The sequence below is a fragment of the Psychrobacter sp. TS_SC_6 genome, from assembly GCF_056156305.1.
In genome coordinates this window covers 1,887,193-1,901,778 of sequence record NZ_CM149590.1, presented here as the reverse complement: position 1 = coordinate 1,901,778, position 14,586 = coordinate 1,887,193, and the positions used below count along the sequence as shown (strand labels likewise).

Genomic DNA, 14,586 nt, shown 5'->3' with positions numbered 1-14,586 from the left:
TCCCTTAACGTACTTTCAGGGGCTAGTGATAATTTATGCCAGAGAGCTATTGATCATTATTTTTCAATAGCTCTAAAACCTTATCCTCTCCCAGTTGGTCAATTAATGCTTGCAGCTGGGCAGTAGAGTCAGCTTGTAGTTGCGCATCTGCTTTAAACTCAGCTATTTCTCTACCTTCTCTCAAGGCATCTAAATAGTCTGCCCACTTCTGCATCATATCACTACGATCGTCAATATACTCGAATCGTCCATAAGCGGTGCCATTAGGATCTTTAGTCGTATGACCTAATGCCATCTCAACAAGCACAAGCGGATACTTGAGCTGCTCTTGCAGTATGGTCTTCGCTGTCGCTCTAAAGCCATGAGCACAATGTATGTCTTTATACCCTAAATCCTTTAAACGCTTATTAGCAGTAGCGTCAGATATGATCTGATGCTTTTTTGCCGTTTGGCTAAAAAATACGTATTCAGTATGACCATTAATCTTTTGTTGCTCACGCAATATAGACACGGCTTGATCAGGTAGGGGTACGACCATATCTTTGACCATATTAACCTTGCCTTGACCCTTCAACGGCTTTAATCGCCACCTGCCAGCCTCTAAGTCCAAATCAGCCCATCTCATACGTCTTAAATCACCATTGCGAACAAAGAGAAGCGCTAATAGCCTAAGGGAATTTATGGTGTTTGGGTCACTTTCTATTGTCTCGATAGCTTTAAGTAATTTACCCAAGTCCTTTGGTTTAGTAACCGCAGGACGATGACCATAACTTGATTTAGCCAACTGGCTCTTAATGAGCGCCGCAGGATTGCTCGTACAGAAGCCTCGTGCCCCAGCATAGACAAACACATCACTGGCAATGCCAGCACAGCGTTCAGCCTTATCTGTAGGCTTACCATTCTTATTTAATGAGTTAGCTTGAATGTCTAACAGGACTTCAAGCATTTTAGGGGATGTGATATCGCTGATTGGCTCGTCACCGATATATTTGCATATAAGCTCAAGACGACCTTTTTTACGAATGAGAGTATTACTCTTCTGAGTTTGATCTAGACTGTCAAAGTACTCCCATGCAAAATGATTAAAAGAGTTTTTAGTTTTACTAATAATACTTTTCTTTATTTCTTCACGATAAATTTTTGGGTCAATACCTTTGCTTAATAGTTCTTCATATTCACGCCAAACTTCACAGGCACGAGCATACGAGATACTGGGATATATACCGATGGATATAATGCTTTGCTTAGGATTTGAAGGTGGGTAGTAGCGATACATCCATGATTTGGTTTCAGTAGGACGTACCATTAAGAATAGCTTAGGATGGTTTCTGACGGGAACGAAGTATTTTTTATCTTCAGGCTTATGGCTGCTGATGCTCCGGTCTGAACTGATCGCTTTTCTTTCCATATCCTAGATCTCCATGAGTAGACTCAAAACTCGGTATACTTGACAGTATACTCAAAGTGCATGGATTAGGATAGATAGAGCAGGACAGTATGGAACGCCAGATACAACAAAGCCCCTGATATCAGAGGCTTTAGCTGTTCTATAAGATAGTATAGGACTATGTAATGGTACCCGGAGCCGGACTTGAACCGGCACGCTATTACTAGCGAGGGATTTTAAATCCCTTGTGTCTACCAATTTCACCACCCGGGCAAAACTTGTATTATCTAATAAGTAAGCTGTCTACTTGTTAGATAGTGGTCGCTATTATAAGCATTTATATTAATAAAGCAAGCTAAAATTAATATAAATCCTAATAAATTTTTAACCTAAATAATTGGAGGCTGAGGTCGGAATCGAACCGGCGTTAACGGAGTTGCAGTCCGCTGCATGACCACTCTGCCACCCAGCCAATCAAGGACGCCTATATTAGCAAATATAATTTAAATTACAAGCCCTTTTTGATATAAAGACCGATTATTTATCAAGTTAGGCGTATTTAGCGCCATATCACGATAAATATTATCCTTAATAAAGTTGTTAAACGATACTTTTATTGTTATGGACAGCTTTTTTCACATCTCTATAAGTCGCAGTGCAAATAAGTATCAGCACGCCTAGTGTGATTGCTCGGCCGATTAAGATATGAAGCCCATAAAAAAACGTGGTTTCCATATTAACTCTTTTATCTTAGGTATTAAAAATGAATGATGAATACATCAAGCTATTAAAAAGTTCATCAAAACGTTGATAAGATATAAATATAGTTTTAAACGTTAATTGTCGGCGGTATTCTGGGTTTATGGTCATAGTCGCCAACGCGCTGTTTAATAAAGTCAAAATGCTCATTGCTCATGAGGCTGATAATGACACAGACGATTGTACTGGCACCATAAGCGGTCAGTGATGCAAGTAGCACCATATATTGACGTAAGAAACCAGTGGCAAAAATCAATCCTGTTGCTGTACGACAATCATGGTTCCGCGACCGACAGGCATCATGGTTTTTGGGTTTACGCGCCTTTTATGGCAATATTCTTGCCATAGATGTCAGCCATCATAGTTGTAGATAAGTGCTGACCATTTGCGGAATCAAATTATTTATATTGCCATCAAGCTAATTAATCTGCCCATAAGGTTAGATATGGCTAAAATTAATTGGCTTGATCAGCCATGGCTGGCGTGAATATGTTCACCCAAGGTATATCTATTAGAAGTAAGTTCACGAAATTGCATCCCCAAAGGGTGGAGGAATAAAACGCCTTTGCCTCTGTATGACTTCATCATAAATTATGAAGGATGTGTCAAAATCATAGGGCAACGCTCGATATGCGTCTGTAAATGGCTGAACCATTACGCCAAAAATGATGCATACGCGATATAGCTGGATGCTGATAAAGATTTGTACAAGCCTCTATAGCAATAATACGGATGAGCGGTACGTGCAGCTGTTCGACTTATGCTAGGTTTAGATAGCGTGTATCAGGTATATATAACCATGGATAGAGTATCTATGTATTTTAAGAGTCGGCATAACCTGCGTAGTAAGTCACGCGGTTATCACGTAAAAATCCTGCTAGGCCTAAGCCATAACGCTCGGCAACACGTACCGCAGTACTGGTCGGTGCAGACATGCCAATCAGCCAAGGTATACGACTACGAATGGATTTTTGTACCAGCTCAATCGATAAACGCGAAGTCATTAGCACATAGTCAACCTCTACCTTATGATGCAACTGCCATCCTATGAGCTTATCGAGGGCGTTATGGCGCCCCACGTCCTCAAATAGATACAGTTGCTGCCGATATAGGGTTGCGGCAGCATGGACAGCGCCTGTGAGCTGATAGGTATGCTGGGCTGCATTGATTTGTGCCTGCATACTCAGTAAATCGTCAAGACTAGGCATCGCTCTACTAAGTAATAGCTTGTTTATCTGATATTCACTTAGATCGGGTAGTGCTTGCGTCAGACCTGTAATGCCGCACATACCGCATCCTGTGCGTCCCGCCAATTGGCGTTTTTGCGCTTGAATACGCTGATGACAGCGCTGGTTTAAGACTAGCTCGACCACGTATATATCATAGTCTTGTAGCTGCTCTGAGAGCTGATCCAAGCTTATAAGTTCATCAGTCACATTAGAATTAAGAGAGTCTTTATTAGAAGAATTTTGAATCAAAGAATCAGGAGTAAAGTCTTGATAACTTTCATCGTCTGTTAATTGAGTAATATTCCAATCTAATAACTCATGACTATGCTGAATCAATCCTTCACTATATAAAAAGCCGATGGCAAGGTATTCGAGCTGATAAGGACTTGCCATCAAGACAGCGTAATGAATCCCATTAATCACAATGGCTACAGCTGCCTCAACAGCCAACATTCCTGACTTGGTATCAATATCCAGCGGCGCATTCTTAGCAGCATCTAAAAATCTATCTGATGGATAGCTATGTTTATATGCCGCATGTAGCCGTGATAATGGCGCATCTTTCTTACAGCTATCTTCTGCAGCCAAGTGAGATTTGTTTGCCATTGTGAGTGCTTGTTAGCCTGTGTTATTAATAAAATAAAAGTCCTGGTGCCGAGATACCCATCATACGGCAGTTGCCATACTGCTTTGTTCAAGACACTTTAATACCACGGTAACAGACTTATAGGCAGGTGTTCTGGATTCCGGCGCATGACTGTCCAGATCAAGGAGGTCATTACATTCAGGATAATAGGTTGCCACTGCATTCGCTGCAATATCCATCTCTGTCAGTATCAAAGGTCCTAACGTGCGCTCAACATTTTTACTATCTTGACGCGAGACCATGATTTTATCGCCTTTTTGCCAACCTAAGCGACGGATTTCATCTGGATGCATAAAGAGCACATCACGACGATCAGTCTGTCGGTAGCGATCTTGAAAGCCGAATATCATGGTGTTAAATTGGTCATGACTACGGACACTCGTTAGTTGCCAGACGTTTTGCTCAGTAGGCTGCCTGATATCAAGGGTTTGTGAATTATTTTGATAATCGGATGTCGTTTGTGCTATTTGCGCGGCAACGTAGGTAATCGGATATCTTGGTACTTCAAATTGTGCTTTGCCACTATCGGTATTCCAAACCCGATGGCGTGCTGCATGATACAAATGAAAACCACGCTCAGCGGCACGAATACGCTGATTAAAATTCTCAAACCCTTCAATCGCTTGCGCAATATAATCACGGATAATATCAAAATCCGTACTCATATCCTGCCAAGGAATGGAAGACTCAGACCCAAGCACATGAGTTGCCATGTCTGCAACGATTTGCGCTTCGGATTTTAGCGCGTCGCTGATAGGCTTTAAGCGTCCTCTGGTCGCCACAATTTGACACATTGAGTCCTCAATGGTGGCAAACTGCTCACCTTTATCAGTGATGAGGCGCTCGGTACGACCGATGCAAGGCAGGATAAGGTTGTTTTTACCCGGATATAACATGGTTTCGTTAAGCTTGGTTGCGACAAAGACATTTAATTGGGTGGTAGTCAGCGCCGTTTGAATCGCACTTTTATCTGGTGCGGCAACCGCATAGTTACCACCCATACTAACAAACGCTTTGATGTCGCCTTTTATTAGTGCCTTTGCACCGGCGATGACATCAAGCCCATCTTCTCGTGGCATCGGCTGCTTAAAAACGCGCTCAAGACTATCAAGCAAGCTCTGCTTAGGACGTTCATGAATACCCATGGTACGATCACCCTGCACGTTTGAATGTCCACGTACAGGTGATGCGCCTGCCCCATCAATGCCAATCATTCCCATCAGTAATAGCAAGTTGGTAATCATGGCGACATTATCCTCGCCTTGGACATGCTGAGTGATGCCCATGCCCCATGTACAAATCGTTGCTGGACTCTCAGCAACTAACTTTGCAAGCGTAATAATCTCTGCTTTACTGATGCCGCAGCCGAGCTCTACATCTGGCCAAGATTGCTGACGTAACCAAGCATCCAGAGCGTCATAGCCTGAGGTATGTTGCTCAATAAAATCACTGTTTATTTTACCGTTTTTGGTGAGCCATTTAGCCATACCAGTTAATAAAGCCGCATCGCCACCGATTTGTATTTGGATAACCTCATCGACCATCTCATCACTTTGACCTGCTGCCATATGGGAGGGTTTTTGTGGGTTTCTAAACTTACTTAGACCTTGTTCGCGCATGGGGTTGATAGAGATAATCTGGCAACCTTTTTTATGCGCGTGCGCTAGCATCTCAAGCATACGGGGATGATTGGTCGCCGGATTTTGCCCAAACATTAAAATGAGTTTAGCCTGCTCAAAATCTTCCAATATCACAGTGGCTTTACCGATGCCCAGCTGCTTGCCAAGCATCACTGACGTTGGCTCATGACACATGTTTGAGCAGTCAGGCAAGTTATTGGTGCCAAAACAGCGCACGAATAGTTGAAACATAAAGGCAGGTTCGTTGGTCACCCGTCCTGAGGTATAAAACAGTGCTTCATCTGGCGAATAAAGCTGTTTTAATTGGTCAGCGATAATCTCATAAGCCGCTTGCCAAGAAATCGGCAGATAGCGGTCTTGTGATGCATCATAATAGAGTGGTTCTGATAGGCGTCCACTGTGTTCAAGTTCATAGCCTGACCAGCCTTGTAGCGCTGTGACCGTATTATTAGCAAAAAAATCCGCATCTGCTCGTCTGTTCATCGTTTCACTGGCGATGACTTTGATACCGTTTTCACAGACGTCGATGGTTTTACGTGACTTGTGATCCGGCCACGCACAGCCTGGACAATCAAAGCCATATTGTGGCTGATTGCTACCGAAAACACTGATGCCACCGCGCAAAAAAGCCTTGTAATCCATTAAGGTATGCGTAGAGGCAATCAGTGCAGGCCATCCCGCTGCAGGTTGCATATAAACAGGAATTTTGCGCATGATAAACCTCATAAGCGAATGCTGATAGATAACGGCTATTTTACTAAGAACAGATGTATAAATGCTTACTATATAATGAGTATTGACAAAGTGATGCTATCATTACTTATCAATAACAAAAACCTCAAAGCAAATCAGGCGTAGCTGATGATTAGAGGGCTTTGGCATATAATAAGCGAGCTGATTCAAAAGATATAGTCAATGAAAAGTAATCTCGACACATTATGTACTGCTGGTATCAATTTTTCTTGCTTACTGTGCCGTCTTTGCCAGAGGCTGCAAAAAATTCATACCCCGCAGTACTGTAGCGTTTTTAGGGTGTTTTGACTATAGGGAAGTTAGATTCTTGATTGGGGATAACGATCAGCTATAGTCAGGGAAAAGTAATATCGATACATCAAGTACTGCTGATATTAATTTTTCTTGCTTGCTGTGCCTACGCAGACAGAGGCTGCAAAAAATTTATACCAGCAGCACTGTAGCGTTTTTGAGATATTCTAACTATATTCTTGTTATAGTAAACCAAAAGCAAAAAACGCCTACGATTAAGTAGGCGTTTTTTATTTATATTCAAAGAAATACGTGTTATCGGTTAGCTTAAGATCAAGCTGTCATCATCAACTTTCTCGCCGCGCGTTTGCTCAAACATATCGAGTAAATCATGCACAGTCATACCTTGACGTTTATCACCAGCCACATCTAATACCACCTGACCTTGATGGAGCATAACGGTACGTGTGCCATGCGCTAATGCCTGCTGCATAGAGTGCGTGACCATCATGGTAGTAAGCTGATTATCAGTGACGATTTTATCCGTCAATTCTAAAACGAAAGCTGCAGTTTTAGGATCAAGCGCCGCCGTGTGCTCATCAAGTAATAGAATCTTAGACGGCTGTAATGATGCCATCAATAGGCTAACCGCTTGGCGCTGACCACCGGATAACAGTCCCATACGGTCAGTCAAACGATTTTCTAAGCCAAGTTTTAAGACCGACAATTTTTTGCGAAATAAGTCACGGTTATTTTGGTTTAGAGCAAAGTTTAAACCACGTTTACCACCACGCTTATATGCAAGCGCCATGTTTTCTTCAATCGTTAACGCTTCACAAGTTCCCGCCATTGGGTCTTGAAATACACGAGCCACCCAATGAGCACGCTGGTGCGCGGTCTTTTTGGTGACATCAATGCCATTTAACAAGATTGAGCCACTATCGACGCGAGTGGTACCACTGACCGCGTTTAAAAAGGTCGATTTGCCCGCGCCATTGGTACCGATGACAGTGACAAACTCACCATCAGCGATATTTAGATCGATACCACGTAGGGCAGGGTTTTCAATGGGCGTTCCAGGATTAAAGGTCAACCGCAAATCTGTAGCTTGCATCATAATTATGATTCCTTATGGGCGCACATTGACATTAAGCCCGAACTTTACGACTTAAGAATTTATTTTTAGCTTTTGGCAATACCAATGCCAATACCACGAGTAGGGCCGTAATCAAGTTCAAATCTTGCGGACCAAAGCCGATACTACGTAGCGTATCGCTCGATAGTGCCACTTGAATAAACAGCTTGTACAATACCGCGCCGACGACCACCGCAAAAGTAATCAGCCAAATGCGCTTGGCCGGAATAATCGTCTCACCGATGATGACCGCTGCCAAACCAATAACAATGGTACCGATACCAATTGAGATATCTGCGCCACCTTGGGTCTGGACAAACAGCGCGCCAGCTAAGGCAATCAAACCGTTAGAGATTGCCATACCGATGATGGTCATCCATGAGGTATTGATGCCTTGTGCTTGTGCCATACGTAGATTTGAGCCGGTTGCTCGCATAGATAAACCGGTTTCAGTACTATAAAACCAATTTAAAAATAACATGGCCAGTAGCACGACAATACCAATGATCAGACAGCGCATCCAATAGCCATTGCCATCATTAACCAAGGTACTAAAAACAGTCGTTTCACCCAACAGCGGCAAGTTTGGCGCACCCATAATCCGCAAGTTGATAGAATAGAGCGCAACCATCACCAAGATACTGGCAAGCAATTGCAAAATACCAAGCTTAACGTGCAACCAAGCAGTGACGATACCGGCAATTGACCCTGCTAGCATACCAAAGGCACAGGCAAGCCATGGATTGACACCAGCGATGATAGAGATACCAGCGACCGCACCACCTAATGGAAAACTACCGTCAGCGGTCAAATCAGGGAAGTCGAGGGTACGAAATGAGATAAGGACGCCAAGCGCCACGAGGCCATAAATCAGACCACTTTCAAGTGCACCAAAAAAAGCAATTAAAGACATAAGAGATCAGTAAGTCATAACCAAGTGTTTAGAGAACCATGAGGTTGAGATAAGTGGCATGTATCCGCCATCATCTATAAGCCAAACACTTAGGCGGTGAATTTAACAGATTGTATAATCTGCAGCTAGGGTAAAGCGCAACCGATCACTGTCATAAATGATCATAATCTTTGCTTATTGAAAGCCTTTAAACAACAAGCCCAGCCTACTGAAACATAGCTGGGTTTTGTTTGTAGCAATAATTCGCACCAATAAATAGCAAGGTAAAGCTAATGTAGACGATAATGACGGCTTGCGCAATCAACATTATCGTCTACCGTTTATTTTATACTGATTATGTAAAAGACAGTTACTCTACCACTTCTTTTGCTTTATCAATAACGGCTTGCGGTAAGGTGATGCCTTGCTCTTTAGCATGTTTTGGGCTGACATATAAGTCAAGAACTTTTGGCGTATATACGGGAATTGCGCCTGCTTTTTCACCATTTAGGATACGTACAACGATTTTGCCAGTTTCACGACCAAGGTCATAGTAGTTAACGCCCAATGCTGCGATGGCACCGCGCTCAACTGAGCTGGTATCCGAGGCAATTAATGGAATCTTACTTTCTTTAGCGGCTTGGTATAGTGACTCGTAAGCTGAAACCACGTTATTGTCCGTTGAGGTATAGATCATATCGACCTTACCTTCTAGGCTGCGTGCTGCCATCGCAATATCAGTACTACGCTGAGCAGGAGCTTCATGTACTTTGATGCCAAGTGGCGTCAGTTTTTCTTTTAGATTTTTTAGGATAATCGTTGAGTTGACTTCGCCTGGGCTATAAACGTAGCCGACGTTTTTGAGACTAGGAATAATTTGGCGCATCAATTCGATTTGTGGCTCATAAGGAAGTGCATCAGAACCACCAGTGACGTTGGTGCCAGAACCATCAAGCTTTGAGACCAGTTTGGCTTCAACCGGATCAGTAACTGCTGAAAACACTAACGGGATACTGCTGGTTGCAGCAGCGACGGACTGAGCCGATGGCGTACCAATAGCAATGATAACGTCTGAATTGTCGGCGACGAATTGCTTGGCAATCTGACCAGCAGTAGCAGTATTACCTTGAGCACTTTGGAAGTTGACTTTCAGGTTTTCACCATCTTTAAAGCCGGCATCGTTTAGCTCATCGATCACACCTTTACGCACATCATCAAGCGCTGGATGCTCAACGATCGCAGTAATAGCAACCGTTTTCATAGCAGTGCTGGCATCATTACCAGTAGTAGCAGCGCCATCCGTGCTAGCATCCTTTGCTGGCTGGTTACAACCGGTCAAAATTGCGGTACAAACACCGCCCCATAAAAGAGCTTTGGCAAAACGATTTTGATACAACATGGGTCTTACTCCTGAAAATAATAATGTGTCCGTACATTATATAAAAGATAAATAGAAGATCTTACGTACTGTGGTTATAAACAGTGTTTGTTATAAATTATAAGCTATCTACTGTGTATTCACTCTTATCTAACAGCGATTATTTGCTGGCAGTTTTTGCTTTTTCATCAACATTAATGGCATTTTTTAGCAGCTCATCTGACAATGTAACACCTTGGGTTTTAGCATGTTTAGGGCTGACGTAGAGTGTCAATTCATTCATCACTTCAGGCTTAACACTGCTGACCGCTTCACCATTTAAAATGCGATAAACCATCTTACCTGTCGTACGACCAAAATCATAATCATTGACACCAAGTGCTGCTGTGGCGCCGCGTTGGACACTGAATTCATCAGAGGCAACAATAGGCAGTTTTAGCTCATTGGCAGCTTGTGCCATCGCTTCAAATGCTGAGGCAACATTATTGTCAAAAGAGGTATAAATAATATCTGCACGCCCCTGTAGGCTACGCGTTGCCATGCCAATATCAGTTGGACGGTTGGCTGGAATATCTAGTAATGATAAGCCACGTGACGGTAGTGCTTTTTTGAGCTCCTCACGTAGTGATACCGAGTTGGCTTCACCAGGACTGTAGACATAGCCAATGGTTTTGAGGTTTGGCTTAATCTTTTGGAGCAAATCTAGCTGCGGCTCTAATGGCAATTGGCTTGATAATCCGGTCAAATTGCTTTGAAAGGGTTTACCATCTGCTGTAATAAGCTTGGCACCAAGTGGGTCCGAGACGGCAGTATATATAATTGGTATGGTCGTGGTTGCAGAAACGATAGATTGTGCCGATGGGGTTGAGATGGCAACGATGGCATCAGGATTGTCGCCGACGAATTGCTTAGCAATTTGTCCTGCGGTCGCCGTATTTCCTTGCGCACTTTGAAAATTAACCTTTAGATTTTGACCTTCGACATAACCATTATCCGCAAGCTCATCAATAATACCGCGACGCATATCATCCAGTGAGGGATGCTCAACGATTTGAGTAATTGCCAATGTTTTGGCAGGTTTTTGAGCAGTAGTGGCACTGTCATCAGTGGTCGTTGCAGTATCTGCAGGCTTAGAGCAGGCTGATAATCCAAGCGCAGCGCTCATAGCAGCACCAAGTAGGCTAAAGCGTAAAGTAGTAGCAAAAATCATTTTATAGTGGCTCGTAGGTTAGAAAGTGCAAGTTACCCGAGTCAATGTTATGTGAATGCTGAGATAACGGGCTAACATCAAAGTAATCAATCCATTGATCATTATGTTCATATTATGACAGTAATGTAACTTATGGCAATAAAAAATTAAAGCGTATTCGTTACCAGTGTCATTAAAGCAAGTATTGACTGTTTTATTTAGCAAAACTCCGCTTAAAAAACGCACAAACTAGCAATTCAGCGATTACAAAGGCACTTCATAATGAACGATAAGCTAATTTTTATACGAAAGTTAAAGTTACAGTGAGTCTGAAATCCATATGATTATTAATCATGCTGGCATTAGTGAATGTTCAACAGACTCTACCATCTACTTAATCTTTTTCAAATGAATATTTTAAGGATGACATTATGAGCACGATTAATCTTAAGTTATTAACCATCGCTGGCATTACAGCAATTTCATTGATTTCCTTACCTGCTACGGCAAAAGAGGGTCACGGCAATAATCATGGCAAGGGAAAATCTGCGTACGTTGGTAAAGATAAGCATGAACAAGTACATCTCAAGCAGCATCAGTCAGAGAAATATAAATTTAAAAATGGTTATAGTAGCAACGCCCAACCTAATATCAACGCTTATCGTAATGCTAGCCCTAACGCCTCATTCAAGCGTGATCTCGATCAATACGGTTACAGAGTAGTCGGCAACATTGACAGAGATATTTATGATCGTTCGGTAATTTTAGACCGTTATGATGACCGCTACGTTCGTATCCGCACGCCAGAAAATAAAATTGTGACGGTAATTAACGACACGTTGCAGATCATTGATATCTTGACTAGATAAACATCAAGCTTACTTTCTATTCTTTTTAACATAAAAAACGGTCTATTTAGACCGTTTTTTGTTTTGTTCTTTCACTATTATTTAATTAAATTACTTAATTAATTTAACATTTTTAAGCAAGCGTATCACCGATAACGGCTTCATCAGGTAAAGTAATTACCACCAGACCTGTTTTCGGGTCACCTGACGACAATATCATGCCCTCTGATATGCCAAATTTCATCTTACGCGGTGCCAAATTGGTCACGCAAATAACCTTTTTATCTAGCAGTTGCTCAGGCTCATAGAATTTGCGAATACCGCTAAAGACGTTGCGAGGTTGTGTTTCACCCACATCTAGAGTGAAATGAAGCAGTTTGTCCGCGCCTTCAACATGGTTGCAAGCGATAACATGAGCGACTTTCATCTCGACTTTGGCAAAGTCCTCTATCCCGATATAATTTGCTTGTTCGGTACTGCTTTGCATTGCTGCAGGCGAGGTATTTTTTGCTGCGGCTTTATCGTCTTGGCTAGCGGTAGGCGCACCTACTTGTGTCAATGAGGCTTTAGAATCTTCAACCATCGCTGCAATATCTTTTTCTTCAATACGCTGCATCAATGGCTTAAACTTATTGATTTGATGTCCAAGTAGCCACTCATTACGGCTGGCAAAACTTAAATCATCAATGTTCAAGAATTCTTTAGCATTGGCAGTCAACTCAGGCAAAACAGGAGCCAGATATATCATCAATTGACGGAAGATATTGATTGCCACGGAGCAGACCTCTTGAACTTCTTGCTCTGCGCCTTCAACCTTGGCAAGCGCCCACGGTTTTTTGTCATCGATGTATTCATTGGCTTTATCAGCACACTGCATAATCAAGCGCATGGCACGAGAAAATTCACGGTTTTCATAAGCCGCGGCAATCTCATCGCCAGTTTTAGTAATATCTTCTAATAACTCTGATTCGACGCAAGTCTCGGACAGCATACCGTCATATTTCTTAACCAAGAATCCTGCGCTACGACTGGCGATATTGACTACTTTACCGACGAGGTCTGAGTTGACCTTTTGCATAAAGTCTTCTAAATCTAGGTTGATATCTTCGACTTTATCAGACAGTTTACTGGCGAAGTAATAACGCAGATATTCAGGATGCAGGTGTTCAGCGTAGGTTTCGGCCTTGATAAAGGTGCCGCGTGACTTACTCATTTTTTCGCCATTGACCATCAAGAAGCCATGAGCAAAGACACCAGTCGGGGTGCGGAACTCACTACCAGCAAGCATGGCAGGCCAAAATAGGGCGTGGAAGTAAACGATGTCCTTGCCGATGAAGTGATATACTTCGGTTTTATGCTCGTTTTCTTGAACCCAATAATGGTCAAAGTCTAGAGCCTCTTCTGTACCAGCACGTTTCTCACATAAGTTTTTAAAGCTTGCCATGTAGCCAACCGGCGCGTCTAGCCATACATAAAAATATTTGTCTGGTTCATCACTTGGGGTATCAGGGATTTGGAAACCAAAATATGGCGCATCGCGTGAGATATCCCAACTGGTCAAACCGGCGTCAAACCATTCTTGCAGCTTATTGGCAACTGAAACTTGCAAGCGATTGTCACTGCGCGTCCAATCTTTTAAAAACTGCTCAAACTCTGGTAAATCAAAGAAATAATGCTTTGAGGTTTTTAGAATAGGCTTCGCATTTGATAATGTAGAGTACGGATCTTTGAGCTCTGTGGCATCATAAGTGGTACCGCAGACTTCACAGTTATCACCGTATTGCTCTGGGGCGGCGCATTCAGGACAGGTACCTTTAACAAAACGATCGGCTAAAAATAGCTGTTTTTCAGGGTCGAATAGCTGCTCCACATCACGAGTAGAGATATGACCTGCATCTCTAAGGCGACGATAAATCAGCTCAGAAAATTCCCGATTTTCTTCTGAATGCGTTGAATGATAATTGTCAAAATTAATCAAAAACTTGGCAAAATCGGCTTCATGAGCGGCTTGTACATTGGCAATTTGCTGTTCTGGTGTTACGCCATTGTCTTCGGCTTTGAGCATGATGGCAGTACCATGAGCATCATCAGCACAGACATAAGTCACCTTATGACCTTGTGCCTTCATCGACCGCACCCAAATGTCAGTTTGGATATACTCTACAAGATGCCCTAAGTGGATGTCGCCATTGGCGTAGGGCAGGGCACTGGTTACTAGAATCTCACGCACTTTCATCACCTATATTTTTATATAAACGGATTGATTATCAATAGAAATTGAAAAAGTGTGCCTATGATACCGTAATTCGGCTAAATTTGTGATATTCCTTATCAATTAATACGGCAATCAGCGCTATAGTTGATTCACTTTTAGATGAGTGCAGCGCTACTGGTATTCATTATTCGCAGCCTCTGTCTGCGTAGGCACAGCAAGCAAGAAAAGTTCATACCAGTAGCGCGTTATAATAAGTGTAATGTATTCATTGATATTTATGATAA

Annotated in this window: 10 protein-coding genes and 2 tRNA genes; 1 reads left to right on the top strand and 11 read right to left on the bottom strand. The window is 42.5% G+C overall.

Annotated features, from left to right (window positions below):
* Window positions 1-46: 46 nt before the first annotated feature.
* The 10 genes from AC0J5Y_RS08065 to AC0J5Y_RS08020 all read right to left on the bottom strand — a co-directional run bounded on the left by AC0J5Y_RS08065 (window position 47) and on the right by AC0J5Y_RS08020 (window position 11,260).
* Window positions 47-1,408, bottom strand: a complete 1,362-nt coding sequence (locus AC0J5Y_RS08065; RefSeq protein WP_475130228.1) for a tyrosine-type recombinase/integrase — start codon at window positions 1,406-1,408, stop codon at window positions 47-49.
* A 165-nt stretch (window positions 1,409-1,573) separates the two neighbouring features.
* Window positions 1,574-1,660 (bottom strand) — tRNA-Leu (locus AC0J5Y_RS08060).
* A gap of 125 nt (window positions 1,661-1,785) precedes the next feature.
* Window positions 1,786-1,859, bottom strand: a tRNA-Cys gene (locus AC0J5Y_RS08055).
* Between the two features lie 357 nt (window positions 1,860-2,216).
* Entirely contained in the window at window positions 2,217-2,402 is a 186-nt protein-coding gene (locus AC0J5Y_RS08050) for a hypothetical protein (protein WP_475130227.1), read from the bottom strand.
* Between the two features lie 565 nt (window positions 2,403-2,967).
* Complete coding sequence (locus AC0J5Y_RS08045) at window positions 2,968-3,981, bottom strand: formate dehydrogenase accessory sulfurtransferase FdhD (protein ID WP_475130226.1); 1,014 nt, start codon at window positions 3,979-3,981, stop codon at window positions 2,968-2,970.
* A 60-nt stretch (window positions 3,982-4,041) separates the two neighbouring features.
* A complete protein-coding gene (locus AC0J5Y_RS08040) occupies window positions 4,042-6,375 on the bottom strand; it encodes an FdhF/YdeP family oxidoreductase (RefSeq protein WP_475130225.1) in 2,334 nt (777 codons plus the stop codon).
* A gap of 592 nt (window positions 6,376-6,967) precedes the next feature.
* Window positions 6,968-7,762 carry an ABC transporter ATP-binding protein gene (locus AC0J5Y_RS08035; RefSeq protein WP_475130224.1) on the bottom strand — a complete coding sequence of 265 codons (795 nt, stop codon included), beginning with the start codon at window positions 7,760-7,762 and terminating at the stop codon, window positions 6,968-6,970.
* A 31-nt stretch (window positions 7,763-7,793) separates the two neighbouring features.
* Complete coding sequence (locus tag AC0J5Y_RS08030) at window positions 7,794-8,693, bottom strand: ABC transporter permease (RefSeq protein ID WP_011513926.1); 900 nt, start codon at window positions 8,691-8,693, stop codon at window positions 7,794-7,796.
* Window positions 8,694-9,042: 349 nt separating this feature from the next.
* Window positions 9,043-10,071, bottom strand: coding sequence for an ABC transporter substrate-binding protein (locus tag AC0J5Y_RS08025; protein ID WP_475130223.1), 1,029 nt, complete (start codon window positions 10,069-10,071; stop codon window positions 9,043-9,045).
* Between the two features lie 139 nt (window positions 10,072-10,210).
* Window positions 10,211-11,260, bottom strand: a complete 1,050-nt coding sequence (locus AC0J5Y_RS08020) for an ABC transporter substrate-binding protein (RefSeq protein ID WP_475130222.1) — start codon at window positions 11,258-11,260, stop codon at window positions 10,211-10,213.
* A gap of 410 nt (window positions 11,261-11,670) precedes the next feature.
* Between AC0J5Y_RS08020 and AC0J5Y_RS08015 the strand changes: the two genes are divergently transcribed.
* Entirely contained in the window at window positions 11,671-12,108 is a 438-nt protein-coding gene (locus AC0J5Y_RS08015) for a hypothetical protein (protein ID WP_475130221.1), read from the top strand.
* Between the two features lie 112 nt (window positions 12,109-12,220).
* Here AC0J5Y_RS08015 and metG read toward each other — a convergent pair whose 3' ends face one another.
* Window positions 12,221-14,323 (bottom strand): methionine--tRNA ligase, encoded by a 2,103-nt coding sequence (gene metG, locus AC0J5Y_RS08010; protein WP_475130220.1) that lies wholly within the window; start codon window positions 14,321-14,323, stop codon window positions 12,221-12,223.
* Between the last annotated feature and the right edge of the window lie 263 nt (window positions 14,324-14,586).

Excerpts from the sequence above, each read along its gene's own strand:
- AC0J5Y_RS08025 (WP_475130223.1), bottom strand. The coding sequence starts at position 10,071 with ATGTTGTATCAAAATCGTTTTGCCAAAGCTCTTTTATGGGGCGGTGTT.
- AC0J5Y_RS08035 (WP_475130224.1), bottom strand. The coding sequence starts at position 7,762 with ATGATGCAAGCTACAGATTTGCGGTTGACCTTTAATCCTGGAACGCCC.
- AC0J5Y_RS08030 (WP_011513926.1), bottom strand. The coding sequence starts at position 8,693 with ATGTCTTTAATTGCTTTTTTTGGTGCACTTGAAAGTGGTCTGATTTAT.
- metG (WP_475130220.1), bottom strand. The coding sequence starts at position 14,323 with ATGAAAGTGCGTGAGATTCTAGTAACCAGTGCCCTGCCCTACGCCAAT.
- AC0J5Y_RS08040 (WP_475130225.1), bottom strand. The coding sequence starts at position 6,375 with ATGCGCAAAATTCCTGTTTATATGCAACCTGCAGCGGGATGGCCTGCA.
- AC0J5Y_RS08045 (WP_475130226.1), bottom strand. The coding sequence starts at position 3,981 with ATGGCAAACAAATCTCACTTGGCTGCAGAAGATAGCTGTAAGAAAGAT.
- AC0J5Y_RS08020 (WP_475130222.1), bottom strand. The coding sequence starts at position 11,260 with ATGATTTTTGCTACTACTTTACGCTTTAGCCTACTTGGTGCTGCTATG.
- AC0J5Y_RS08065 (WP_475130228.1), bottom strand. The coding sequence starts at position 1,408 with ATGGAAAGAAAAGCGATCAGTTCAGACCGGAGCATCAGCAGCCATAAG.
- AC0J5Y_RS08015 (WP_475130221.1), top strand. The coding sequence starts at position 11,671 with ATGAGCACGATTAATCTTAAGTTATTAACCATCGCTGGCATTACAGCA.